Source organism: Bradyrhizobium iriomotense (genome assembly GCF_018130765.1).
In the GTDB taxonomy this organism is placed as follows: domain Bacteria; phylum Pseudomonadota; class Alphaproteobacteria; order Rhizobiales; family Xanthobacteraceae; genus Bradyrhizobium; species Bradyrhizobium iriomotense_A.
In genome coordinates this window covers 678,587-702,181 of record NZ_JAFCJZ010000001.1, presented here as the reverse complement: position 1 = coordinate 702,181, position 23,595 = coordinate 678,587, and the positions used below count along the sequence as shown (strand labels likewise).

The window sequence follows — 23,595 nt, the reverse complement described above, 5'->3', positions numbered from 1 at the left end:
GTTACGTACAATAACTGCTGAAGGAATATTGGAGCGGATCATGAAGCACAGCATTTCGGCCATGTTGCTTGGCACGGCGTTGGCCTTGGGCGCGGCGGGCGGCGCGGCCGCGCAGGACAAGAACGTCAAGATCGGCGTGCTCACGGACAATTCGGGACTGTATGCCGACCTCGGCGGTCCCGGCTCGACCGTGGCGGCGCAGATGGCGATCGAAGATTCCGGGCTCGCGGCCAAGGGCTGGAAGCTGGACCTGATCTCCGCGGACCACCAGAACAAGCCCGACATCGGCAGCACGATTGCGCGACAGTGGATCGACGTCGAGAAGGTCGACATCTTCATGGACGTGCTGAACTCCGGCGTCGCGCTGGCGGTCAACAATATCGTCAAGGAGAAGAACTCGATCCTGATCGATACGGGCGCGGCGACCTCGGACCTCACCAACGCGCAGTGCTCGCCGAACACGATTCACTGGGTCTACGACACCTACATGCTGGCCAACAGCACCGGGCAGGCGCTGGTGAAGGCCGGCGGCGACACCTGGTACTTCCTGACCGCCGACTACGCCTTCGGCCATGCGCTTGAGCGCGACACCGCCGCGGTCGTGGTCAAGTCTGGCGGCAAGGTGATCGGCACTGTCAGGCACCCGCTCAACACCGCCGACTTCTCCTCGTTCCTGCTCCAGGCGCAGGCCTCGAAGGCCAAGATCGTCGGCATGGCGAATGCCGGCGGCGATACCACCAACACCATCAAGCAGGCGGCGGAATTCGGCATCGTCGCGGGCGGGCAGAAGCTGGCGGGCCTGCTTCTCTTCATCACCGACGTTCACGCGCTCGGCCTGAAGGTGGCGCAGGGGCTGAACTTCACCGAGACCTTCTATTGGGACATGAACGAGGGCACCCGCGCGTTCTCCAAGCGCTTCTCCGAGCGCATGAAGAACAAGGCGATGCCCTCGATGGTGCAGGCCGGCGTCTATTCGGGCCTGCTGCATTATTTCAAGGCGCTGGAAGCCATGGGCGGCAATCCGCATGACGGCGCCAAGGTGGTCGCCAAGATGAAGGAGATGCCGACCGACGACAAGCTGTTCGGCCAGGGCTCGATCCGCGCCGACGGCCGCAAGCTGCATCCGGCCTATCTCTTCGAGGTGAAGAAGCCCGAGGAATCCAAGGGGCCCTGGGACTATTACAAGCTGGTCGGCACGACCCCGGCTGACCAGGCCTTCCGGCCGCTGTCGGAAAGCGCCTGTCCGCTGGTGAAGAAGTAACTCTCGTGGCCCGCCGGGCGGTCGTGCCGCCGGCGGGCTCTCATTTTGGTGGCGGAAGCTAATCCCGATGCAGGCTCTCTACGCACAGCTACTGGTGGGACTGATCAACGGCTCGTTCTACGCGCTGCTCAGTCTCGGGCTTGCCGTGATCTTCGGCATGCTCAACATCATCAACTTCGCCCATGGCGCGCTCTATATGATGGGCGCCTTCGTTGCCTATTTCCTGCTGAACCTCGGCGGCATCAACTATTGGTTCGCGTTGCTGCTGGCGCCGATCATCGTCGGCATCTTCGGCATGATCCTGGAACGGACCATGCTGAAGTTCCTGACCGGGCTCGACCATCTCTACGGGCTGTTGCTGACCTTCGGCATCGCGCTGATCGTGCAGGGCGTGTTCCAGAACTATTTCGGCTCCTCCGGCCTGCCTTACGCCATTCCGGACCAGCTCAGGGGCGGCATGAATCTCGGCTTCATGTTCCTGCCCATCTACCGCGGGTGGGTGGTGGTCTTCTCGCTGGTGGTGTGCCTTGCCACCTGGTACCTGATCGAGAAGACGCAGCTCGGCGCCTACCTGCGCGCGGCCACCGAAAACCCGACGCTGGTGCGTGCCTTCGGCATCAACGTGCCGCGCATGATCACGCTGACCTACGGGCTCGGCGTCGGCCTTGCGGCGCTTGCCGGCGTGCTCTCGGCGCCGATCAACCAGGTGCGGCCGCTGATGGGTGCCGACCTCATCATTGTCGTGTTCGCCGTGGTGGTGATCGGCGGCATGGGATCGATCATGGGCTCCATCATCACCGGCTTCGCGCTCGGTGTGATCGAGGGCCTGACCAAGTATTTCTACCCCGAGGCCTCCAACACCGTCGTGTTCGTGCTGATGGTGCTGGTGCTGCTGGTGAAGCCAACGGGATTGACGGGAAGGGCGGCCTGATATGACAACCCTGACGGACGATACGCTGCGTGCGAGCCCGCGTGCGATGCGCGACGAGATGATCGCGTTTGCTGTGATGGCGCTGCTGCTGGCGGCGGTGCCATTCACGGGAGTCTATCCGTTCTTCGTGATGCAGGCGCTGTGCTTTGCGCTGCTCGCCTGCGCCTTCAATCTTCTGATCGGCTATGGCGGCCTGTTGTCGTTCGGCCACGCGATGTTCTTGGGCACGGCCGGCTATTGCAGCGCGCATGCGCTGAAGGTGTGGGGGCTGCCGCCGGAGCTCGGCATCCTCGTCGGTGTCGCCGCAGCTTTCGCGCTCTCGATCGTGACCGGCTACATCTCGATCCGCCGCCAGGGCATCTATTTCTCGATGATCACGCTGGCGCTGTCGCAGCTGCTGTACTTCATCTACCTCCAGGCACCGTTCACCCATGGCGAGGACGGCATCCAGGGCATCCCGCAGGGACACATGTTCGGTGTCCTCGATCTCTCCAAGCCGACGGTTCTGTATTATGTCGTGCTGGCTGGCTTCCTCGCCGGGTTTCTGCTGATCTTCCGTATCATCAACTCGCCGTTCGGCGAGGTGCTGAAGTCGATCCGCGAGAACGAGCAGCGTGCCATCTCGCTGGGCTACCGGACCGATCAGTACAAGTTCCTGGCCTTCGTCCTGTCGGGCACGCTGGCCGGCTTTGCCGGATCGCTGAAGGTGTTCGTGGCGCAGAACGCCTCGCTCACCGACGTGCATTGGTCGATGTCCGGCGAAGTCGTGCTGATGACGCTGGTCGGCGGTCTCGGCACCATTTTCGGGCCTGTGGTCGGCGCCTTCGTGATCATCGCCATGCAGCAATATCTGGCGAGCTTCGGCCAGTGGGTGACGGTAATCCAGGGCTCGATCTTCGTGATCTGCGTGCTCACCTTCCGCCGCGGGGTCATCGGCGAAATCGCCCATTACTTCCGGCGTTCTCTCTAAGTCATTGATTTGACATGGAGTTGTCCGCCTCTTGAAAGCGGTGGATGATCCGGCTCAGCGGGCGTGAGATGACACGCGCGCGGATCGGAAATGGTCTATGACAGTTTCATGACGGCCCATCCGGGCCGGGCCATTTCCAACCGGTAGCCTATCTCCATGATGCGATGGTTTCGTGCGTTCCTGCCCAAGGAAGAACGGTTCTTCGACCTGTTCGACCGCCATGCCCAGACCGTGATCCAGGGCGCGATCGCGCTCCAGGGCATGCTCAACGGGGGCGAGGAAACGCCGGTCTATTGCCAGCGCGTCAACCAGTTCGAGAACGATGCCGACAACATCACCCGCGAGGTGCTGACGGCGGTACGCCGCACCTTCATCACCCCGTTCGATCGCGGCGACATCAAGAACCTCATCACCTCGATGGACGATGCCATCGACCAGATGCAGCAGACGGCCAAGGCCGTGATGCTGTTCGAGGTCCGCAGCTTCGAGCCGCCAATGCGGGAGATCGGCGCGCTTCTGATCGAATGCGCCAATCTGGTCGGCCGCGCGCTGCCGCTGATGCAGTCGATCGGCCCGAACGTCGCCATGCTGACCGCGATCACGGAAGAGCTGACCAAGCTCGAGGGCCGGGTCGACGATCTCCACGACATCGGGCTGAAGGAGCTGTTCCTGAAGCATCGCGAGGGCAACGCGATGGATTTCATCGTCGGCGTCGAGATCTACGACCACCTCGAGAAGGTGGCCGACCGCTTCGATGACGTCGCGAACGAGATCAACAGCATCGTCATCGAGCAAGTTTAGGGCAGGGCCTCGCCGTGGATGCTGCGTTGGGTGTTCCCGTCCTGGTCGGACTGATCGCCGTCGCGCTGCTGTTCGACTTCCTGAACGGCCTGCACGACGCCGCCAATTCGATCGCGACCATCGTCTCGACCCGCGTGCTGCGGCCGCAATTCGCGGTATTCTGGGCCGCGTTCTTCAATTTCGTCGCCTTCATGGTGTTCGGGCTGCACGTCGCCCAGACCATCGGCACCGGCATCATCGATCCCTCGATCGTCGATGCCCAGGTGATCTTCGCGGCCCTCGTCGGCGCCATCGTCTGGAACCTCGTGACCTGGGCGCTCGGCATTCCCTCCTCGTCCTCGCACGCGCTGATCGGCGGCCTCGTCGGCGGCGGCATGGCGAAAGCGGGGATTTCGGCGGCGGTGTGGAGCGGGTTGACCAAGACGGTGCTCGCGATCGTGCTGTCGCCGCTGGTCGGCTTCCTGCTCGCGATGATGCTGGTCGCGATCGTGTCCTGGCTCTCGGTGCGCTCAACGCCCTTTGCCGTGGATCGCGCTTTCCGCATCCTGCAATTCGCCTCCGCCTCGCTCTATTCGCTCGGCCATGGCGGCAACGATGCGCAGAAGACCATGGGCATCATCGCCGTGCTGCTATATTCGCAGGGCCATCTCGGCAGCGACTTCTCGGTGCCGTTCTGGGTGGTGCTGTCCTGCCAGGCGGCGATGGCGCTGGGCACGCTGATGGGCGGCTGGCGCATCGTCCGCACCATGGGCCTGCGCATCACCAAGCTGACGCCGATGCAGGGCTTTTGCGCCGAAACGGGGGGCGCGGCGACCCTGTTCATGGCGACCTTCCTCGGGGTTCCCGTCTCGACCACCCACACCATCACCGGCGCCATCGTCGGCGTCGGCGCGGCGCGCCGCGTCTCGGCGGTGCGCTGGAACGTGGCAAGCTCGATCGTCTATGCCTGGGTGATCACGATCCCGGCCTCGGCGATCGTCGCCGCGCTGACCTGGTGGGCGGTCAAGATCTTCGTCAGGTGACGAGCTTCAGCCCGATGATGCCGGCGACGATCAGTCCGATGCTGGCGAGGCGGAAGGCGGTAGCCGGCTCCCCGAACAGGATGATGCCGAGCGTCGCGGTGCCGACCGCGCCGATCCCGGTCCAGACCGCATAGGCCGTCCCGACGGGCAGCGATTTGAGCGCAACTCCGAGCAGGATGACGCTGCCCGCCATCGCCGCGAGCGTGATGACGGAGGGAACAAGCCTGCTGAACCCCTCGGTGTATTTCAGGCCGATCGCCCAGGTGATCTCGAGTAGGCCGGCGACGAACAGGATGCTCCAGGCCATGACGACCCTCCATTCACGGCAGGGTCGTCCCCGCGGCTTGATATGCTGGTGGGATAGGAGGGCCGTCCCTCCCAAACGGCGATATGGGGCTGGCCGGAGGGCTCCGCAATCACCAAATCAGGCTTGATCCAGCCCATTTTCCCTGCCAAACGCTCCCGCCATGTCCGACATCGCCACCACCGCAGCCGAATCGCCGGCCCGTTCCCCGCTTGCCACCGAGGTGGCGCGTCGGCGGACCTTTGCGATCATCTCCCACCCCGACGCCGGCAAGACCACGCTGACCGAGAAGCTGCTGCTGTTCGGCGGTGCCATCAATCTCGCCGGTCAGGTCAAGGCCAAGGGCGAGCGGCGCAACACGCGTTCGGACTGGATGAAGATCGAGCGCGAACGCGGCATCTCGGTCGTGACCTCGGTCATGACCTTCGAGTTCGAAGGTCTCGTGTTCAACCTGCTGGACACGCCGGGCCACGAGGACTTTTCGGAAGACACCTATCGCACGCTCACCGCGGTCGATTCCGCCGTGATGGTGATCGACGCCGCCAAGGGCATCGAGGCGCGCACCCGAAAGCTGTTCGAGGTGTGCCGTCTGCGCGACATCCCGATCATCACCTTCATCAACAAGATGGACCGCGAGAGCCGGGACGTATTCGAGCTGCTCGACGAGATCGAGAAGACGCTGGCGCTCGACACCACGCCGATGACCTGGCCGGTCGGCCGCGGCCGCGACTTCCTCGGCACCTATGACGTCGTCAATGGCGGCGTGCGCCTGCTCGAAGGCGGCGGCGCCAAGACCGGCGCGGCGCAGCAGATCGAGATCGCCGAGCTCGCCAAGCTCAACGCCAACCTCGACGTGTCCGCGGTGAAGGACGAGCTCGAGCTCGTCACCGAGGCCTCGAAACCGTTCGAGCTCGGCGCCTTCCGCGAGGGACATCTGACGCCGGTCTATTTCGGTAGCGCGCTGCGCAATTTCGGCGTCGGTGATCTCCTCGAAGGTCTCGGCAAGTTCGCGCCAGAGCCGCGCGCGCAGGAGAGCGACCAGCGCAAGGTCGAGGCCACCGATCCGCGCATGAGCGCCTTCGTGTTCAAGATCCAGGCGAACATGGATCCGAACCACCGCGACCGCATCGCCTTCGCGCGGCTTTGCTCGGGCAAGCTCAGCCGCGGCATGAAGGCCAAGCTGGTGCGCACCGGCAAGAGCATGCCGCTGTCGAGCCCGCAATTCTTCTTCGCGCAGGACCGCTCCGTGGCGGACGAGGCCTTTGCCGGCGACGTCGTCGGCATTCCCAATCACGGCACGCTGCGCATCGGCGACACGCTGACCGAGGGCGAGGATTTCACCTTCGTCGGCGTGCCGAGCTTCGCGCCGGAAATCGTCCGCCGCGTCCGTCTCACCGACGCGATGAAGGCGAAGAAGCTGAAGGAAGCGCTGCAGCAGATGTCGGAAGAGGGCGTGGTGCAGGTGTTCCGCCCGCGCGACGGCGCCCCGGCGCTAGTCGGCGTGGTCGGCGCGCTGCAGCTCGACGTGCTCAAGGCGCGGCTTGAGGCGGAATATTCGCTGCCGGTCGAGTTCGAGGTCAGCGAGTTCCAGCTGGCGCGCTGGGTCTCCTCGGAGGACCGCAAGAAGCTCGACACTTTTATCGCCGCCAACACCTCGAGCATCGCCGATGACGTCGACGGCGATCCCGTATATCTCGCGCGGAACGAGTTCTATCTCGGCTACACCAGGGAACGCGCCGAGGGCATCGAGTTCACCAACGTCAAGGACGTCAAGAAGAAGGGGTAGGGCGCGCCTGCCGCTCGCGCGCGAGCATGTGAACGCGCGCGGACTTGACGCGTTCATGGGCAATGCCATTTTTTCTCGTGGCATTGCGAGCTCACCCCATGTGGCGCGGCATCCTTGTTGTCCTCTTGCTGACGATCTCGACGATCGCCGCCAACGCGCAGCGACGCCAGATCAATCCGATTCCGTTCGCGCACGAGCCGTGCAGCGTGCTCGACTATCGGCCGTGCACGCCCTCCTATTGCAGCCCGCTCGAGCCCGGCCCCTGCATTCCCGAGATCGACTACCCCTACGGCCAGAATCTCCAGCTCACGATCGAGAGCGTTCCGTCCGAGGCCGACCGCGCCAAATACCGGAGGCCGGATCACGACCTCGACACCATCGGCGACCTCTTCGCCGAGCTGCGCACCTGCTGGTCGCCGCCGGCGGACAATGCGCGCGCGGGCATGCAGATGGCGGTGCGTTTCAGCTTCAACAAGGCGGGCGGCCTGATCGGGCCGCCGCGATTGACCTTTGCGACCCCTGGCGTTCCGGCCGCCACCCGCACGACTTATCTTGACGCGATCAATTCATCGCTAAAAGCCTGCCTGCCGCTGAAATTCACCGGCGGTCTCGGCGGCGCGTTGGCCGGGCGGCCGATCGCGATCCGCTATGTCGATAACCGGCAGATCGGTCAGTAGCGCATCAGTTGCGACGATCGGCCAATCGATGATACCTCAGGGGCGGGGGCTGCTTGAGGGGAGGATGTCATGGGTCTGCTGGTCATGATCCTGGGGCTCGCGCTGTTTTTCGCGGCCCATGTTTTCACGACGAAACGCGAGGCGCGCGGGCAGGCCATCGCGAGGCTGGGCGAGGGGACCTACAAGCTCCTCTACTCCGTGGCTTCGCTGGCGGGGCTGGCACTGATCATCTGGGGCTTTTCGCATTATCGCAGCTCCGGCTGGATCGACGTCTGGTATCCGCCGAAGGCGCTGAAGCACATCACGCTTGCGCTGATGCTGCCCGCGGTCATCCTGGTGGTCGCCTCCTATTTGCGCGGCCGCATCTATGCGACGCTGAAGCACCCGATGCTGGCCGGCATCAAGCTATGGGCGGCCGCGCATCTGCTCGCCAACGGCGATCTCGGCTCGATCATCCTGTTCGGCTCGTTCCTGGGCTGGGCGGTCTATGACCGCATCTCGCTGAAGCATCGCAAGGATGCCGGCGGCCCGCCGATTCCGGTCGGCGGCGTGACCAATGACCTGATCGCAGTTGCAGTGGGCGTCGTCGCCTATCTGGCGCTGGCTTTTGCGTTCCATCCCGTCGTGATCGGTGTTCCCGTCGTGGGCGTCTAGCCGATCAGCGCAAGACAGCTTCACGCACCCGTGCGCGGAAGGTGACAAAGCAACAAGCTCAGGGCGTTCCGATGGACTGGTCGCATTCTCAGATCCCGCCGATGCACCTCGAGGCGCGCTTTGGCGATCGGGTGGTCCCGGCCTTCTGCGACCGGCCGGCTAGCCTCTGGGCGATGATCGCGGAAGCCTGCGCGCGTAATGGCGACGGCGAAGCGCTGATCGCGGGCGATGTCCGCCTGAGCTGGCGGCAGGCAGTGGAGCAGGCTGCGCGCATCGCATCGGGCTTTCGTAAGCTCGGCCTGCAGCGCGGCGATCGCGTCGCGATCCTGCTCGGCAACCGCATCGAATTTCCGCTGCTGCTGTTTGCCGCCGCGCATGAGGGCCTCGTCACGGTGCTGCTCAGCACGCGTCAGCAGAAGCCGGAGATCGCCTATGTCCTCGCCGATTGCGGTGCCAAGATCCTGATCCACGAAGCGGGGCTCGCCGAGCGGCTGCCCGAGGCGCGGAATGTCCCCGATGTCATCCATCGCATCGCGGTCGATGACGATCCGAATCTGTCGCGCTTCGCGGTGCTCGCAGACAATCCGCCGGCGCGAGCGCCCGTCGAGACGAGCGAAGAGGACACCGCGATGATCCTCTATACCTCGGGCACGACCGGCAAGCCGAAGGGCGCGATGCTGGCCCATTGCAACATCGTCCATTCCTCGATGGTGTTCGTGTCCTGCCTGCAATTGACGAGCGCGGACCGTTCCATCGCCGCCGTGCCGCTCGGCCACGTCACCGGCGTCGTCGCCAACATCACCACCATGATCCGCTGCGCCGGCGCGCTGATCATCATGCCGGAATTCAAGGCCGCCGAATATCTCAAGCTCGCCGCGCGCGAGCGCGTCACCTACACGGTGATGGTGCCGGCGATGTACAATCTTTGCCTGCTGCAGCCCGATTTCGACAGCTATGATCTGTCGAGCTGGCGCATCGGCGGTTTCGGCGGCGCGCCGATGCCGGTCGCCACCATCGAGAAGCTGAAGGCGACGATTCCCGGCCTGAACCTGATGAACTGCTACGGCGCGACCGAGACGACGTCGCCCTCGACGATCATGCCGGGCGAACTGACGGCAAGCCATATCGACAGCGTCGGCCTGCCGTGTCCCGGCGCGCGCATCGTCGCGATGGGACCGGATGGACGCGAGCTGCCACATGGCGAGATCGGCGAGCTCTGGATCCAGAGCGCTTCCGTCATCAAGGGCTACTGGAATAATCCGAAAGCCACGGCCGAAAGCTTCACGGCCGGCTTCTGGCACTCGGGCGATCTCGGCTCGGTTGACGCAGACGGATTCGTGCGCGTGTTCGACCGGCAGAAGGACATGATCAATCGCGGCGGCCTGAAGATCTATTCGGCCGAGGTCGAATCCGTGCTGGCGGGTCATCCCGCGGTGATCGAAAGCGCGATTGTCGCCAGGGCCTGCCCGGTGCTGGGCGAGCGCGTCCACGCCGTTGTGGTGACGCGCAGTCCGATCGCCGGCGACGCCCTGAGGGCTTGGTGCGCCGAGCGGCTGTCCGACTACAAGGTCCCCGAGACCATGGCGGTCACATCGGAGCCGCTGCCGCGCAACGCCAACGGCAAGGTGCTGAAGCGGCAGCTCCGGGAGCGCTTGGGAACCTGAGCGGGCAGGTGGCTGCCGGGCTTCTACCGGGTGGTTAACGCCTTGATCGGGCTCGCTTTGCCTTGCCACCGCCATATCGTTAGGGTACCTCGCCGCCACACGGGGGACGGGATTCCTGACGCGAACGCCTTGGCGCGCGCACCCGGACGGGCATGGGATTAGCATAAGTGTCTGAATTATTTGACGAAGTCGACGAGGAAGTACGTCGCGAACAGCTCAAGAAGCTGTGGGACAAGTATTCGATCTACTTCATCGCCCTGATGGTACTGGTCGTGGCCGCCGTCGGCGGCTGGCGCGGCTACCAGTATCTGGAGGCCCAGAAGGCCGCCGAGGCTGGCGCTGCCTTCGAGAAGGCCGTCGAGCTGTCCGAGCAGGGCAAGCACGCTGAGGCCGAGACCGCCTTCACCGAGCTCGCCACCAAGGCCCCCTTCGGCTATCGCACCCTGGCGCGGCTGCGCGCTGCGGCCGAGGCGGCCAGCCGCGATCCCAAGGCGGCTGCCAAGATGTATGACGACATTGCCGCCGACCGCGGCGTGGGCGGCGAATGGCAGGATATGGCCAGGATCCGTGCCGCCGGCCTCCTGGTCGACAGCGCGTCCTATGCCGACATCCAGCAGCGGCTGGAGGCTTCCGCCACTCCCAAATCGACGTTCCGCCATACTGCGCGCGAGATGCTGGCGCTGTCGGCCTGGCGCAACAACGACATGACCGCGGCCCGCAAATGGCTCGACGCAATCGCCGAGGATGGCGAAACGCCGCCTGGCCTGCGTTCCCGTGCCGAGGCGCTGGCGGCTCTGTTGCCGCCCGTCGCCAAAAGCTGACGACGGCTCTCTGACCTGACGAGATACGATATGCGCCGTACGCCACGCTTGATCGCAGCCGCCGTCCTGATCGCCTTCACGGGCGTCCTGGGCGGCTGCTCCAGCTTCGATCCAAGCGACATGCTCGACTTCCTCGACACCAAGAAGAAGCTGCCGGGCGATCGCAAGCCGGTCTTCCCCGAGGGCGTTCCGGGTCTCGAGCAGGGTGTCCCGAAAGAGATGTACAAGGGCGCGCAGCAGCAGCCGGATCCGAACGCGCCTGCCGTTGCGGCCCTGCCTGCCGAGCCGCCGCCGCCCGAGCCGGCCAAACCGGCCAAGGGTGCGAAGGCGAAGAAGACCCATCAGCCGGCCGCTGCGGCAGCACCGGCTGATGCGCCCGCCGGCGAGGTCGATGGCGAGGCCCAGCCCGAGGCCGCGCCGCCCACGGCTGCTCCCCCGCCCAAGCAGAAGATCGTGCGCAAGCGCACCACCGCGCCGCCGCCGGATCAGCCGGTCCAGCAGGCGCAACCGACCCAGACCACGCAGCAGCAATCGCAGGGCGCTTTCCCGGCGCCGATGCCGAGCGGTAGCTTCTCGCGCTAATAATTCCACCTGCATTGACAGGCGCAGCCCCGGCAGCGCACGTATGACCGATGTCCTTCACGATCGCCATCATCGGCCGGCCCAATGTCGGCAAGTCGACGCTGTTCAACCGCCTGGTTGGGCAGAAGCTCGCGCTCGTCGATGACCTGCCGGGCGTCACCCGCGATCGCCGCGAGGGTGAGGCCAGGCTCGGCGACCTCCAGTTCATCATCATAGACACCGCCGGCCTCGACGAGGGCGCCAAGGGCTCGCTCACCGCGCGCATGCAGGAGCAGACCGAGACCGCGATCGCGCAGGCCGACGCGCTGTTCTTCGTGATCGATGCCCGCATCGGCCTCACGCCCACCGACCGCGCCTTCGCCGATTTTGCCCGTAAGGCCAACAAGCCGGTGCTTCTGATCGCGAACAAGAGCGAGGGCAAGCACGGCGATGCCGGTGCGATGGAATCCTTTGCGCTCGGCCTCGGCGATCCCATCCAGATCTCGGCCGAGCACGGCGAGGGCATGGGCGAACTCTACGACGAACTCGCCAAGCTGATGCCGGAGCCCGTCGATGACGATGAGGTCGAGGACGACGAGCCGCTCTCCGAGGAGGAGGCCGCAACGCGCCCGATCCGGGTCGCCATCGTTGGCCGGCCCAACGCCGGCAAGTCGACGCTGATCAACCATCTGCTCGGTGAGGAGCGCCTGCTGACGAGCCCGGAAGCGGGCACGACGCGCGATTCCATCGCGGTCGAGATCAACTGGAAGGGGCGCGATTTCCGCGTGTTCGACACCGCAGGATTGCGGCGCCGCTCGCGCATCGAGGAGAAGCTGGAAAAGCTCTCGGTTGCCGACGCGCTCCGTGCGGTGCGCTTTGCCGAAGTCGTCGTGCTCATGATGGATTCGCAGAACCGCTTCGAGGAGCAGGACCTGCGAATCGCCGACCTGATCGAGCGCGAGGGCCGCGCGGTCGTGCTCGCCGTCAACAAATGGGACCTGATGGAGACCAAGGGCGGCGGCGCGATCTCGGGTCTGCGCCGCGATGCCGATCACTGGCTGCCGCAGGTCAAGGGCGTGCCCATCGTCGCCGTCTCGGGCCTGATGGGCGAGGGCATCGATCGGCTGATGCAGGCGATCCAGGACGCCTACGCGATCTGGAACAGGCGCGTGCCGACCGCGGCGCTCAATCGCTGGTTCGAGCAGGCGATCCAGGCCAATCCGCCGCCCGCAGTGTCCGGCCGCAGGCTGAAGCTGAATTACATCACGCAGACCAAGGCGCGTCCGCCGAGCTTCGTGCTGTTCTGTTCGCGGGCCGATGCGGTGCCGCAGTCCTATCTGCGCTATCTCACCAACTCCATGCGCGAGACCTTCGAGCTGCCGGGCACGCCGGTGCGCATCACCCTGCGCGAGAAGGCCAATCCCTTCGCGCACAAGCGCAAGCGGCCGTCGTGAGCGACGGCGCCGGCGAGGCGATGGCGCAGGGCGCAGCGCCAGTCCGGCGCGGTGCAGTCGCCTTCATCTTCGTCACCATCCTGCTCGACATGATCGCGCTCGGCGTGATCATGCCGGTCCTGCCAAAGCTGATCGAGGGCTTCGTCGACAACGACACCGCGCATGCGGCCCGCATCTTCGGCCTGTTCGGCACCGCCTGGGCGCTGATGCAGTTCGTGTTCTCGCCGGTTTTAGGTGCGCTGTCCGATCGCTTCGGGCGCCGTCCGGTGGTGCTGCTGTCGAATTTCGGCCTCGCCGCCGACTATGTGCTGATGGCGCTCGCGCCGTCGCTGGTGTGGCTGTTTATCGGCCGCGTGATCTCAGGCATTACCTCGGCCAGCATCTCGACCGCGTTTGCCTATATCGCTGACATCACGCCGCCCGAGCGGCGCGCGGCGGTGTTCGGCAGGATTGGTGCCGCCTTCGGCGCCGGCTTCATCCTGGGTCCGGCGCTGGGCGGGCTGCTCGGCGACATCGATCCGCGCCTGCCGTTCTGGGCCTCGGCAGCCCTGAGCTTTGCCAATGCGCTCTATGGCTTGCTGGTGCTGCCGGAATCGCTGGTGCCGGAAAAGCGCGCGCCGTTCCGCTGGACCAGCGCCAATCCTGTCGGGGCGCTGCGTCTGCTCCGTTCCAACGCAGCGCTGGCCGGGCTTTCGATCGTCAACTTTATCGCGCAGGTCGCGCATGTCGTGCTGCCTTCGACCTTCGTGCTCTATGCGACCTATCGCTACGGCTGGGATTCCAAGACGGTGGGCCTGACGCTGGCGATGGTCGGCATCTGCGCCATGGTGGTGCAGGGGCTCGCCATCGGCCCGATCGTGCGCGTGCTTGGCGAGCGAAAGGCATTGTTGCTCGGCCTGTGCTGTGGCGCGATCGGCTTCGTGATCTTCGGGGCTGCGCCGACCGGGCCGCTGTTCTGGATCGGCATTCCCGTGATGTCGCTATGGGGCATCTCGGGGGCCGCCATGCAATCGCTGATGACGCGGCTGGTCGCGCCCGATCAGCAGGGCAAGCTGCAGGGCGCGACCGCGAGCGTGCAGAGCGTGTCGCAGCTCGTCGGCCCGTTCCTGTTCACGCTGACCTTTTCCTATTTCATCGGCACCAGTGCGCCGCTGCATCTGCCCGGCGCGCCGTTCTTGCTGGCGGCGGTGTTGATGGTGGTGTGTGTCGCAATTGCGGTGCGGGCGCTGGCGACGGTTGCATCCGCTTGCCAGGCTGGTGGCAGCAAATAGGGCGGTTGCGGCTGTCGCCAATTCGCAACAGTATTTCCAATTCGTCGGAATCTCGCCAGACGTACGTGCATGGAGCCTTTCGGCGGCGATACTTAGCAGATTAAATAAATCTGTTGATTCGTTCTTTTTCCAATTGAAAGCCGGGGCGGCCGACGCCTCGGAAGCAAGCCATTCAAATGTCGCGCCTGCCGGTTCGGATATGGTGTTTCCCTCGGCGGCGCTTGCTGATTTGGCGAGTTGCCACTGCAATCGCGACCACGGCTCCCGTCACGCTGGCTCTGACGGGTGGGGCGTATGCGACCTGTTCGCCGGCGGCCGACAATAGCCCCAATCCTCCGCCAGGCACGACCATTACATGCTCGGGCATGACGACCGATCAGAACGGGACCGCCGGTTACGGGACGGGCAATCAGACCGGTATTGCCATCAATGTTGTGAGCGGCGCCGCTGTCACAGGCAGCGCGAATAGCGGAATCAATATCGGCAGCGCGACGGTCAGCAATTCGGGAAACATCACCGGCGCAACGAACGGCGTCTTCTCTCAAAATGACGTCACCGTCACCAACAATACCGGCGCCACTATCACCGGCACGGCCGCATCCGGCGTCGGCTCGAACAATGGCAGTGTGACTGTCGTCAACTCCGGCACGATCACGGGCAACGCAAACATTGGCGTGTTCGCCTTTGTCAACGCCACGGTTACCAACAATGTCGGCGGCATCATCACCGGCGATCTCGGCGTCAATTCCGGCTATTCCGCCATCGGGAATGTCACCAATGCCGGCAATATCATCGGCACCTCTTACGGTGTCATTGCCTACGGGACGGGGATCGTCTCCAACGCTGCGGGCGGCCTGATTTCCGGCGGGACAAGCGGCGTCCAGGCCAACCAAGTGTTGAACGTCACCAATGCCGGCACGATTACCGGCACCGCCAACTATGGTCTGGAGGCAACCGGCAATATGGACGTCACCAACGCGGCCACCGGAACCATTACCGGTGCCACGGATGCCCTCCGCACCAACAGCGGATCGATCACGGCGACAAATTACGGCACAATCTCGAGCACGACCGGTATTGCAGTCTCTGCGCAGGCCAATCTGACGATGACGAACGGCGCCGGTGGGAGTGTGAGCGGTGGAATGGCGGCCAATCTGGGCTCTGCCAACGTTACCAACCTGGGGACCATTGCCGGCCTCAACTACACTGCCATCTATGCCTTTGCCGATGTCAATGTCACCAATGGCGTTGGCGCGCAGATCACGAGCCTGATCAACAACGGGATCTATGCCAGCAATGGCGTCGCAACCGTCGTTAATTCCGGAAACATAAGTGTCGGTGGCTTTGGCTACGCCATTCGCGCCGAGACGAGTGCGGTGGTGACCAACTATGCTGGAGCGCAGATCAGTGGCGGCGACACCGGCGTCCGCGCCAGCGCTGGATCCGTTTCGGTGATCAATTACGGCGCGATCTCGGGCCTCGCGGGCAACGGCATCTATGCGGGGATGGGCGGGTCGTCCGTCTTCAATGCAGGGACCATCAGCGGCGGGACGGCCGCCATACAATTTGCCGGTAGTGGCAACGTTCTCACGCTCGCGCCTGGATCGGTCATCACCGGCAACGTGCTTGGCGGCGGCAGCGATACGTTCCAGCTTGGCGGCAGCGGTGCCGCGACCTTCGATGTCAGCGCGTTGGGTGCGGCTGCCCAGTATCAGGGATTCAGTGACTTCAACAAGGTGAGCGATTCGATTTGGACGCTGACCGGCACTGGCACCTTTGCTGGTGACATTCATGTCAATGGCGGCGCGCTCATCGTGAATGGCAATATCGCGTCGGCAAACAATCTCGTGGTCAACGCCGGCGGGACTCTCGGTGGCATCGGCACCGTCGGTAACACAGTCGTCAGCGGCGGTATTCTCTCTCCAGGCAATTCGATCGGGACAATTGCCGTTCAGGGTGGCCTCGTGTTCACGGCCGCTTCGGCCTACCTGGTCCAGGTGTCGTCGTCCGCCTCCGACCTCACCAATGTGACGGGGGCGGCGACGCTGGCCGGCACGGTCCGGGTTGCTCTCGCCGACGGTACCCTCCGATTCAATTCGCCCTACACCATCCTGAGTGCTGCGACGCTGAACGGCTCCCGGTTTGATTCCGTGGCGACGCCAACCGGAATTTCCGGCTCGCTGACATATTCGGGCAATACGGTACAACTCGTTCTGGGCTCGGGTCTTGCGCAAATCACCGGCCTCAATAAGAACCAGCGCGCGGTCGCCACCGTGCTGGATCATGCGTTCAATTCCTTCGGCAGCGTGCCTGCCGCATATGGCGGCATCTTCAGCGGGAACGTTCCGGCAAACCTGACGCAGGCGTCAGGCGAGGTAGCGACGGGCTCACAGCAGACGACGTTCGACGTAATGAGCCTGTTCGTCAATTTGCTGACCGATCCATTGGCTGCAGGACGGGATAGGATTGCGTCGACAGCGACTTCATTTCAGGACGAGGGGACGGTCGATAGCTATGCAAGCGGCGGTCGCCGCCGCTCCGGCTCCGAACGTGACGCCTATGCCATGATCACCAAAGCAACGGCGGCTGCCGGTTTCGACCAGCGCTGGCAGGTTTGGGGCGCGGGCTTTGGCGGTTCGCAGACCACCGATGGCAATGCGGTACAGGGATCGAATGCGGCTACAAGCCGCATCGGCGGCGCGGCCGTCGGCGCTGCATACCGGATCTCACCATTCACACAGGTCGGTTTCGCGCTCGCAGGCGGTGGCACCAACTTCGTTGTCGCCAATGGTCTTGGTTCAAGCCGATCCGACCTGTTCCAGGCCGGTGCAAATGTCCTCCATGCGGCCGGTGCTGCGTACGTCTCGGCCGCTTTGGCCTATGGCTGGCAGGACGTCACGACCAACCGGACGGTTACGATTGCCGGCGCTGACCAATTGCGTGCGCAGTTCAACGCCAATGCGTGGGCTGGGCGTCTCGAAGGCGGCTATCGCTTCATCAGCCCATGGGTCGGTGTGGGAGTCACACCCTATGCCGCCGCGCAATTTACAAGCTTCGAACTGCCGAATTACGCCGAACAAGCCGTTGGCGGCACCAACACCTTTGCGCTGGCCTATGCCGCCAAGAACGTAACGTCGCCGCGCTCGGAACTCGGCTTTCGTACCGACAGGTCGTTTGCATGGTCGAGTTCGATCCTGACCCTACGCAGCCGCTTCGGCTGGGCACACGACTACAACACCGATCGCAGCATTGCCGCGACCTTCCAGACGTTGCCAGGCGCATCCTTTGTTGTGGGCGGGGCGTCGCCAGCGCGGGATGCTGCGCTTACTTCCGCGACAGCCGAAATGAGATGGCTGAACGGGTTCTCGCTCGTGGCAACCTTCGAGGGTGAGTTCTCAAGCGTCACCTCGAGCTTCGCCGGAAAGGGCCTGGCACGCTATACTTGGTAGCGACCGAGGGGATACTGCTCCGGTGTATTTCCACCCCTGTAAGTGAATGCGGGCACGACGCACGCGGTGCCTTGCCCGCCTTCTGCTTGATTTACTTCTTCACCAGCGGACAGTCGCTCGCCTCGAGCGGCTTGGCGGCGTCTTCCGGGGCGATGGTGGCGACCAGCTTGTAATAGTCCCACGGGCCCTTCGACTCCTCAGGCTTCTTCACCTCGAACAGATAGGCCGGGATGAGGCGGCGGCCGTCGGCGCGCAGCGGGCCCTTGCCGAACAGCGGATCGTCGGTCGGAAGCTCCTTCATCTTGGCGACGACCTTGGCGCCGTCATGCGGATTGCTGCCGATCGCGTCCATCGCCTTCAGGTAATGCAGGATCTCGGCATAGAGGCCCGCAACCGTCATCGAGGGCATCGCGCCCTTGGGCGAAACCTTCTGGAAGCGCTTCGACCATTCGCGGGTCTGATCGTTGAGATCCCAGTAGAAGGACTCGGTGAAGGTCAGGCCCTGCGCGGTCTTCAGGCCGAGCGAATGCACGTCGTTGATGAACAGCAGCAGCGCCGCGAGCTTCTGGCCGCCGGAGACGATGCCGAACTCGGCAGCCTGCTTGATCGCATTGGTGGTGTCGCCGCCCGCATTGGCAAGACCGATGATCTTCGCCTTGGAGGACTGCGCCTGGAGCAGGAAGGAGGAGAAGTCCGCCGTGTTCAGCGGGTGCCTCACGCCGCCGAGCACCTTGCCGCCGGTAGCCGTCACGACGGAACTGGTGTCGCGCTCCAGCGCATGGCCGAACGCGTAGTCCGCGGTCAGGAAGAACCAGCTGTCACCGCCCGCCTTGGTCAGCGCCTTGCCGGTGCCGTTGGCGAGCATGTAGGTGTCGTAGGTGAAGGAGACGGTGTTGGGCGTGCAGGCCTTGCCGGTCAGATCTGCGGTCGCCGCGCCCGAATTGAGCAGCACCGAGTTCTTTTCCTTGACGAGGTTGCTCACCGCGAGCGCAACGCCGGAGCTCGGCGTGTCGGCGATGGCGTCGACCTTGTCGGCGTCGATCCATTGCCGGGCGATGTTGACGCCGATGTCGGGCTTGTTCTGGTGATCGCCGGAGAGGACCTCGATGGTCCAGCCCTTGGCCTTCAGGCCGGAATCCTCGACCGCCATTTTCACCGCCGCGACCGAGTTGGGGCCGCCGATGTCGGCGTAGAGGCTCGACATGTCGTTGAGCACGCCGATCTTGATGGTCTTGTCCTGCGCGTAGGCGGATGTTGCAAAACCGAAAGTGGCGCATGCCAGAAAAGCCGCAGTGCGGCGCGCGAACGTCGTCATAAAAGGTCTCCTCCATTGTCTAATATTCGGACGGCTCTCTTGCGGAGCCTTGTTCCTGTCGATGGCTCTACCGTGTCCCACGGCCGGCGGCAATGCACCTAAAGCCGGATGAGCCTAAAGCGCGACGACGATTCGTCGCAATCTCATCGCGCTTTAGCGTCATCCGACGGTTAACTATTGGGCAAAATGCGTTGAGACGCTATTTGAGTGCGTCCGACGTCAGCTTGAATTTCTGGATGCGTTTTCCGGTATCGACCTCGGCGGTATAGACGTTACCCTTGGCGTCGATCGCCATGGCGTGCACCCAGTGGAACTGACCGGCGTTGCGGCCGCTGTGCCCGAAGCTGCCGACCACGCTGCCGTCGTCGCGCTTGATGACCCTGATCTCGTTGTTCTCGCCGTCGGCGCTGAGCAGCCAGGTCTGCTTTGGATCGGGCCAGATCGCGATATCCCACACTGCGCCGTTGCCGAGCGTGTTCTTCTCGAAGAAGAACTCCTTCACGAATGAGCCGTCCTTCCTGAACACCTGGATGCGGTTGTTGATGCGGTCGCAGACATAGACGAGGCCGTCATTGGCGAGCTTGACGCAGTGGACGGGGTTGCCGAACTGCTGCGCAACCGGCGCCTTGGGATCGTAGGGACCCTGCTTGTCGTCGCTCGGCTTGTTGCCGTAGGCGCCCCAGTGCCGCTTGTAGGCGAGCGTCGTCGCGTCGAATACGATGACGCGTCGGTTGCCATAGCCGTCGGCGATATAGATTTCGTTCGCGTCCTTGTCGACCGCGGTCTCGGCGGGCTTGCCGAGCTGGGTCGTGTCGTTGCTGCCGAGGCTCGGTGCGATCTTGCCGATCTGGGCAACGAACTTGCCGTCGAGCGTGAACTTCAAAATGGCGTTGTCGTTATCGGCATTGCCGCCGACCCAGACGAAGCCGCGCTCGTCGACCTCGATGCCGTGCTCGCGGCCGACCCATTCATAGCCTTCGCCCGAGCCGCCCCATGAGCGCAGCAAATTGCCGTCGCTGTCGAATTCGAGAACGGGCGGCGCCGACACGCAGCATTTCGAGCGCGGCGGGTTCAGGCTCGCGCCTTTCTCGTCGTCGGTGAGCGAGCGCGGGCGATGGATCACCCAGATGTGGCCCTGAGAGTCGACGGTGATGCCGCCGATCTGGCCGAGGATCCAGTTGTTCGGCAGCGGCTTCGGCCAGGAGGCATCGACGGCGAAAGCCGGCACGTCACCTGCAGTCGCAGTGCCGGGAAGCATGAACGCGATGGCTGCGATCAGGATGGAGAAGGCGTGAGAGACATTTACGAGCGCACGCGAAAACCCTGCGCGATCATGCCATGGCGCCATGGCAACCTCCCTTTTTGTTGGCTTGCGGCTTGCTGCCGCCTGAGCGCGGGCAGTCAATCGCGGGGAGGCATGCGAGTCAATCAGGCGGGCGAGCGGAAGCTCATCAGCGTGCGGGTCTTGTAGTCGTAGAACTTGCCGGTCTCGGTCCAGCCGGGCGTGCACAGCGGCACGATAAACTCGGCGACCTGCTCGGGTGTATCCAGCGTCTCCGGGTCTTCGCCCGGCATCAGCGTGGCGCGCATGCGGGTGCGGACCGGGCCGGGATTGAACAGGTTGACGCGCAGAGCCGTGTTCGCGGTCTCCTGCGCCCAGGCGCGCGCCAGCGTTTCCATCGCGGCCTTGGAGGCGGCGTAGGGGCTGACATAGGCGGTCGCCTTGTTGGCGGCGCCCGAGGTGATGAACACGGCGCGGCCGGCATCCGACTGCTTCAGCAGCGGCTCCATGCAGCGGATCAGCTGGAAGTTTGCGGAGACGTTGACGGCCATCACGTCGTTGAAGGCCTTCAACTCGATATGACCGATCGGCGAGGAGGGGCCGAGCACGCCGGCATTGCCGACGAGGATGTCGAGCTTGCCGTAGCGCTCGTGCAGGCCTGCGCCGAGCCGCGCGATGCCGTCGGAATCGGTGAGGTTGAGCGGGACCAGCGTGGCGCTGCCGCCCTCTTTGCGGATCTCGTCGTCTAGCTCTTCCAGCCCGCCCTGCGTCCGCGCCGTTGCAACGATATGTGCGCCGGCCTTGGCGAGCGCGAGTGCCGTGGCGAAACCGATGCCGCGCGAGGCGCCGGTGACGAGAGCGATGCGGTTGGCGAGGGGTTTTGTCATTGCGGGGTTTTACAGGCGTGGATGGCCGGGACAAGCCCGGAATTTCTGCCCTCGAGCTCCCGCCGTAGCCCTATTGGATATTGTTACTATTGCTCGGACCGTTCCCCGAGCTGTCGGGCGGCACCTTCATGCCCTGCCTGAAGGCGAAGACGATGAAGCCGACCAAAAGCCCTCCGCAGAGAATGGCGATGGCCAGCTGCATCGTCGCGGTCTTTCGTCAGCTCGCTTCCGCCAGCAGCGACAGCTGCCGCGGCTGCGGCTCGGATTGGGTCTGGTCGGTGAGGTGGGTCGGATACGCCCCGGTGAAGCAGTGGTCCGAGAACTTCGGATTGGCGGGGTCGCGGCCGGGTTCGCCCATGGCGCGGTACATGCCGTCGATCGACAGGAAGGCGAGCGAGTCGGCGCCGATGATCTCGCGCATCTCCTCCAGCGAATGCGTCGCTGCGAGCAGGCCGCCGCGATCGGGCAGGTCGATGCCGTAATAATCAGGGTAGAGGATCGGCGGCGAAGCGAGACGGAAGTGGACTTCCTTGGCGCCGGCATCGCGCATCATGCGCACGATCTTCTTGGAGGTGGTGCCGCGCACCAGCGAGTCGTCGATCAGGATGATGCGCTTGCCTTCGATCGCGGCGCGGTTGGCCGAGTGCTTCATGCGCACGCCCGACTCGCGGATCGCCTGCGTCGGCTGGATGAAGGTGCGGCCGACATAATGGTTGCGGATGATGCCGAGCTCGAACGGCACGCCGGAATGCTGGCTGTAGCCGACCGCGGCGGGCACGCCGGAATCCGGCACCGGCACCACCACGTCGATCGGCACGTGGCTCTCGCGCGCGAGCTGCGCACCAAAGGCCTTGCGCACCTCGTAGACCGAGCGGCCGTGGACGATGGAATCCGGCCGCGAGAAGTAGATGTATTCGAAGATACAGGGGCGCGGCGCCATCGGCGGGAACGGCTTGTGGATGTCCTGGCCGTTCTCGTCGAACACGATGACTTCGCCGGGCTCGATGTCGCGCACGAAGCGCGCGCCGATGATGTCGAGCGCGCAGGTCTCCGAGGTCAGGATCGGGCAGCCGTCGAGCTCGCCGAGCACGAGCGGGCGGATGCCGCGCGGATCGCGCGCGCCGACCAGCTTCTTGTTGGTCAGCGAGACCAGAGCATAGGCGCCCTCGATCTCGCGCAGCGCGTCGATATAGCGCTCGATGAAGCGGGCGCGCTTGGAGCGTGCGACCAGATGCAGGATCACCTCGGTGTCGGTGGTCGATTGCATCATCGCGCCGTGCTTCACGAGCTCGCGGCGCAGGGTCAGGCCGTTGGTGAGATTGCCGTTGTGGGCGACCGCGAGGCCGCCGGCGTTGAGCTCGGCGAACAGCGGCTGCACGTTGCGCAGGATGGTGGCGCCGGTGGTGGAATAGCGGACATGGCCGACGGCCATGCTGCCGGGCAGGCGATCAATCACCTCGCGGCGGGAGAAGGTATCGCCGACGAGGCCGAGGCGGCGTTCGGAGTGAAAGCGGCTGCCGTCGTAGGAGACGATGCCGGCGGCTTCCTGGCCGCGGTGCTGCAGGGCGTGGAGGCCGAGCGCGGTGATGGCGGCTGCATCCGGGTGCCCGTAGATGCCGAAGACGCCGCATTCCTCGCGCAGCGTATCCCCTTCCAGATCGTCCTGAAGCTCCAGCGCGGCCGGGCCCAAACCGGCCTTGGCGTCGAGATCAAGTTGAGCGTCCTGGTCAGGGTGTCGCATCTCGTTCGCGCCTCTCTTTGGGCTCAAGTCAACGTGCCGCGGGTTTCTCGATCAGTTTTTTCAAACTGTCACGAGCGGGTTTACTGTATCCGTCGCCACTGCCCGAAGGCTGCTGCTCGGAATCAGCTTGATCATCATCTGGTTTGTTTTTCTTGAATCTCTTCAAGATGGTGTTCTCGGGGTCGTCAGGCAAGAGGGCCATCAGCCAATCCCCGGTTCCCTGGAGCACCACGCGGGACTTGGCCCCCGTGACCCAGTCCGGGCGCTGCTTGTCCGGCACCAGCCAGGTGAAGAACAGGAAGGCGACCACGACGATCAAAAGCCCGCGAGCCAGGCCGAACAGGAAGCCGAGGGTGCGATCCAGCGCGCCGATGCGCGAATCCAGGATCATGTCGGAGATCCGGACCGTGATCACGGACACCACGACCAGGGTGCCGACGAACACGCCGGCCACCACGACCACGCTCGCCACCGTGTCGTTGTTGAAATAGGTCTTCGCGGTCGGCAGCAGCTTCGAGAACGAATACAGCGTCACGATGGCCGCCGCGCCCCAGGCCGCGATCGACAGGATTTCGCGCATGAAGCCGCGAACCATCGCGAGCAGGCCCGAGATCAGCATCACACCGAGCAGGATCAGGTCGAGGAGTGTTACTGGCATCGGCTGGTCTGGTCCGCTCGTACTTCAAAGGTGCTCAGCGAATCGGTGTTTGGCCGCCGCCCTAAAAGAGGGGCAGACGGCGTTCC

Annotated in this window: 21 protein-coding genes; 14 read left to right on the top strand and 7 right to left on the bottom strand. The window is 64.4% G+C overall.

Annotated features, from left to right (window positions below; genetic code table 11):
• Positions 1 to 40: 40 nt before the first annotated feature.
• From JQ635_RS03340 to JQ635_RS03320, 5 genes are all read left to right on the top strand, one after another.
• Positions 41 to 1,261 (top strand): ABC transporter substrate-binding protein, encoded by a 1,221-nt coding sequence (locus tag JQ635_RS03340; RefSeq protein ID WP_211408420.1) that lies wholly within the window; start codon positions 41 to 43, stop codon positions 1,259 to 1,261.
• 67 nt (positions 1,262 to 1,328) lie between these two features.
• Positions 1,329 to 2,192 (top strand): branched-chain amino acid ABC transporter permease, encoded by an 864-nt coding sequence (locus tag JQ635_RS03335; RefSeq protein ID WP_211408419.1) that lies wholly within the window; start codon positions 1,329 to 1,331, stop codon positions 2,190 to 2,192.
• Between the two features lies 1 nt (position 2,193).
• Entirely contained in the window at positions 2,194 to 3,162 is a 969-nt protein-coding gene (locus JQ635_RS03330; protein ID WP_211408418.1) for a branched-chain amino acid ABC transporter permease, read from the top strand.
• A gap of 156 nt (positions 3,163 to 3,318) precedes the next feature.
• A complete protein-coding gene (locus tag JQ635_RS03325; RefSeq protein ID WP_211408417.1) occupies positions 3,319 to 3,963 on the top strand; it encodes a DUF47 domain-containing protein in 645 nt (214 codons plus the stop codon).
• A 14-nt stretch (positions 3,964 to 3,977) separates the two neighbouring features.
• Positions 3,978 to 4,985 carry an inorganic phosphate transporter gene (locus JQ635_RS03320; protein WP_211408416.1) on the top strand — a complete coding sequence of 336 codons (1,008 nt, stop codon included), beginning with the start codon at positions 3,978 to 3,980 and terminating at the stop codon, positions 4,983 to 4,985.
• Here JQ635_RS03320 and sugE read toward each other — a convergent pair.
• Positions 4,978 to 5,292, bottom strand: coding sequence for a quaternary ammonium compound efflux SMR transporter SugE (sugE, locus tag JQ635_RS03315; RefSeq protein WP_211408415.1), 315 nt, complete (start codon positions 5,290 to 5,292; stop codon positions 4,978 to 4,980). The two genes, JQ635_RS03320 and sugE, sit on opposite strands and share 8 nt — an antisense overlap.
• 160 nt (positions 5,293 to 5,452) lie before the next feature.
• Between sugE and JQ635_RS03310 the strand changes: the two genes are divergently transcribed.
• The 9 genes from JQ635_RS03310 (at position 5,453) to JQ635_RS03270 (ending at position 17,626) form a co-directional block, all read left to right on the top strand.
• Positions 5,453 to 7,075 carry a peptide chain release factor 3 gene (locus JQ635_RS03310; protein WP_211408414.1) on the top strand — a complete coding sequence of 541 codons (1,623 nt, stop codon included), beginning with the start codon at positions 5,453 to 5,455 and terminating at the stop codon, positions 7,073 to 7,075.
• A gap of 98 nt (positions 7,076 to 7,173) precedes the next feature.
• Positions 7,174 to 7,752: a hypothetical protein gene (locus tag JQ635_RS03305; RefSeq protein WP_211408413.1), complete on the top strand. Its 579-nt coding sequence runs from the start codon at positions 7,174 to 7,176 to the stop codon at positions 7,750 to 7,752.
• A 69-nt stretch (positions 7,753 to 7,821) separates the two neighbouring features.
• Positions 7,822 to 8,406, top strand: coding sequence for an NnrU family protein (locus tag JQ635_RS03300; RefSeq protein ID WP_211408412.1), 585 nt, complete (start codon positions 7,822 to 7,824; stop codon positions 8,404 to 8,406).
• Positions 8,407 to 8,477: 71 nt separating this feature from the next.
• Positions 8,478 to 10,070: a class I adenylate-forming enzyme family protein gene (locus JQ635_RS03295; protein WP_211408411.1), complete on the top strand. Its 1,593-nt coding sequence runs from the start codon at positions 8,478 to 8,480 to the stop codon at positions 10,068 to 10,070.
• Between the two features lie 167 nt (positions 10,071 to 10,237).
• The gene (locus JQ635_RS03290) at positions 10,238 to 10,891 is read left to right on the top strand and encodes a tetratricopeptide repeat protein (RefSeq protein ID WP_211408410.1); all 654 of its coding nucleotides are present in this window, start codon (positions 10,238 to 10,240) and stop codon (positions 10,889 to 10,891) included.
• A 30-nt stretch (positions 10,892 to 10,921) separates the two neighbouring features.
• A complete protein-coding gene (locus tag JQ635_RS03285; protein WP_211408409.1) occupies positions 10,922 to 11,473 on the top strand; it encodes a hypothetical protein in 552 nt (183 codons plus the stop codon).
• Positions 11,474 to 11,523: 50 nt separating this feature from the next.
• Positions 11,524 to 12,906, top strand: coding sequence for a ribosome biogenesis GTPase Der (gene der / locus JQ635_RS03280; protein ID WP_211408408.1), 1,383 nt, complete (start codon positions 11,524 to 11,526; stop codon positions 12,904 to 12,906).
• Complete coding sequence (locus JQ635_RS03275; protein ID WP_211408407.1) at positions 12,903 to 14,177, top strand: TCR/Tet family MFS transporter; 1,275 nt, start codon at positions 12,903 to 12,905, stop codon at positions 14,175 to 14,177. Before der ends, JQ635_RS03275 begins: the two co-directional genes overlap by 4 nt.
• Positions 14,178 to 14,542: 365 nt before the next feature.
• Positions 14,543 to 17,626, top strand: a complete 3,084-nt coding sequence (locus tag JQ635_RS03270; protein WP_246583245.1) for an autotransporter outer membrane beta-barrel domain-containing protein — start codon at positions 14,543 to 14,545, stop codon at positions 17,624 to 17,626.
• A gap of 91 nt (positions 17,627 to 17,717) precedes the next feature.
• Here the strand turns inward: JQ635_RS03270 and JQ635_RS03265 are convergent, their stop codons facing one another.
• The 6 genes from JQ635_RS03265 to JQ635_RS03245 form a co-directional block, all read right to left on the bottom strand.
• Positions 17,718 to 18,941 (bottom strand): ABC transporter substrate-binding protein, encoded by a 1,224-nt coding sequence (locus JQ635_RS03265; RefSeq protein ID WP_211408406.1) that lies wholly within the window; start codon positions 18,939 to 18,941, stop codon positions 17,718 to 17,720.
• Between the two features lie 199 nt (positions 18,942 to 19,140).
• Positions 19,141 to 20,289 carry a hypothetical protein gene (locus JQ635_RS03260; RefSeq protein ID WP_211408405.1) on the bottom strand — a complete coding sequence of 383 codons (1,149 nt, stop codon included), beginning with the start codon at positions 20,287 to 20,289 and terminating at the stop codon, positions 19,141 to 19,143.
• A gap of 80 nt (positions 20,290 to 20,369) precedes the next feature.
• Positions 20,370 to 21,110, bottom strand: a complete 741-nt coding sequence (locus JQ635_RS03255; protein ID WP_211408404.1) for an SDR family NAD(P)-dependent oxidoreductase — start codon at positions 21,108 to 21,110, stop codon at positions 20,370 to 20,372.
• 70 nt (positions 21,111 to 21,180) lie between these two features.
• Positions 21,181 to 21,312 (bottom strand): hypothetical protein, encoded by a 132-nt coding sequence (locus tag JQ635_RS39180; protein ID WP_283825975.1) that lies wholly within the window; start codon positions 21,310 to 21,312, stop codon positions 21,181 to 21,183.
• Positions 21,313 to 21,327: 15 nt separating this feature from the next.
• Entirely contained in the window at positions 21,328 to 22,851 is a 1,524-nt protein-coding gene (gene purF, locus JQ635_RS03250; RefSeq protein WP_211408403.1) for an amidophosphoribosyltransferase, read from the bottom strand.
• 28 nt (positions 22,852 to 22,879) lie between these two features.
• Positions 22,880 to 23,509, bottom strand: a complete 630-nt coding sequence (locus tag JQ635_RS03245) for a CvpA family protein (RefSeq protein ID WP_011086837.1) — start codon at positions 23,507 to 23,509, stop codon at positions 22,880 to 22,882.
• Between the last annotated feature and the right edge of the window lie 86 nt (positions 23,510 to 23,595).

Coding starts and splice junctions, on each gene's coding strand:
- JQ635_RS03340 (WP_211408420.1), top strand. CDS start 41: ATGAAGCACAGCATTTCGGCCATGTTGCTTGGCACGGCGTTGGCCTTG.
- JQ635_RS03335 (WP_211408419.1), top strand. CDS start 1,329: ATGCAGGCTCTCTACGCACAGCTACTGGTGGGACTGATCAACGGCTCG.
- JQ635_RS03330 (WP_211408418.1), top strand. CDS start 2,194: ATGACAACCCTGACGGACGATACGCTGCGTGCGAGCCCGCGTGCGATG.
- JQ635_RS03325 (WP_211408417.1), top strand. CDS start 3,319: ATGATGCGATGGTTTCGTGCGTTCCTGCCCAAGGAAGAACGGTTCTTC.
- sugE (WP_211408415.1), bottom strand. CDS start 5,292: ATGGCCTGGAGCATCCTGTTCGTCGCCGGCCTACTCGAGATCACCTGG.
- JQ635_RS03310 (WP_211408414.1), top strand. CDS start 5,453: ATGTCCGACATCGCCACCACCGCAGCCGAATCGCCGGCCCGTTCCCCG.
- JQ635_RS03305 (WP_211408413.1), top strand. CDS start 7,174: ATGTGGCGCGGCATCCTTGTTGTCCTCTTGCTGACGATCTCGACGATC.
- JQ635_RS03300 (WP_211408412.1), top strand. CDS start 7,822: ATGGGTCTGCTGGTCATGATCCTGGGGCTCGCGCTGTTTTTCGCGGCC.
- JQ635_RS03295 (WP_211408411.1), top strand. CDS start 8,478: ATGGACTGGTCGCATTCTCAGATCCCGCCGATGCACCTCGAGGCGCGC.
- JQ635_RS03285 (WP_211408409.1), top strand. CDS start 10,922: ATGCGCCGTACGCCACGCTTGATCGCAGCCGCCGTCCTGATCGCCTTC.
- der (WP_211408408.1), top strand. CDS start 11,524: ATGTCCTTCACGATCGCCATCATCGGCCGGCCCAATGTCGGCAAGTCG.
- JQ635_RS03270 (WP_246583245.1), top strand. CDS start 14,543: ATGACGACCGATCAGAACGGGACCGCCGGTTACGGGACGGGCAATCAG.
- JQ635_RS03265 (WP_211408406.1), bottom strand. CDS start 18,941: ATGACGACGTTCGCGCGCCGCACTGCGGCTTTTCTGGCATGCGCCACT.
- JQ635_RS03260 (WP_211408405.1), bottom strand. CDS start 20,289: ATGGCGCCATGGCATGATCGCGCAGGGTTTTCGCGTGCGCTCGTAAAT.
- JQ635_RS03255 (WP_211408404.1), bottom strand. CDS start 21,110: ATGACAAAACCCCTCGCCAACCGCATCGCTCTCGTCACCGGCGCCTCG.
- JQ635_RS39180 (WP_283825975.1), bottom strand. CDS start 21,312: ATGCAGCTGGCCATCGCCATTCTCTGCGGAGGGCTTTTGGTCGGCTTC.
- purF (WP_211408403.1), bottom strand. CDS start 22,851: ATGCGACACCCTGACCAGGACGCTCAACTTGATCTCGACGCCAAGGCC.
- JQ635_RS03245 (WP_011086837.1), bottom strand. CDS start 23,509: ATGCCAGTAACACTCCTCGACCTGATCCTGCTCGGTGTGATGCTGATC.